The sequence below is a fragment of the Salinimicrobium oceani genome, assembly GCF_012037645.1.
On sequence record NZ_JAAVJR010000839.1, the window covers coordinates 1 to 406 of the forward strand.

A 406-nucleotide genomic window follows, 5' to 3' on the forward strand; every position below is an offset into this window, starting at 1 on the left:
AGGTTGGAACACACACCTTCAACATCGGTACAACTAAAATCAATTATACTGTTACAGATGCGGCGGGGAACACCACTCCGGGAACCCTTTCTGTAGAAGTAAAAGACGAAGAAGCTCCAAAAATTACTTTAGGAAGTTCCATTTCTAAAACCACAGATGCAGGACTATGTACAGCTGCCATCACCATTCCTGGTGCAAGCTTCAGCGACAATTGTAGCGGAAGCAGTATCGCATGGGATTTATCGGGAGCAACAACTGGCTCTGGTAATGGTCAGATAGGAACCCACACTTTCAACATTGGTACTACTACAATCAATTATACCGTTACAGATGCGGCGGGGAACACCACTCCGGGAACCCTTTCTGTAGAAGTCAAAGACGAAGAAGCTCCAAAGATTACTTTAGG

General features: G+C 45.1%; 1 protein-coding gene. It reads left to right on the forward strand.

Translation table 11 applies throughout. The annotated features are described in order from the left end of the window. Positions 1 to 406 (forward strand): HYR domain-containing protein (locus tag HC175_RS19650; protein WP_168139803.1); only part of this gene is annotated, 406 nt, incomplete at both ends.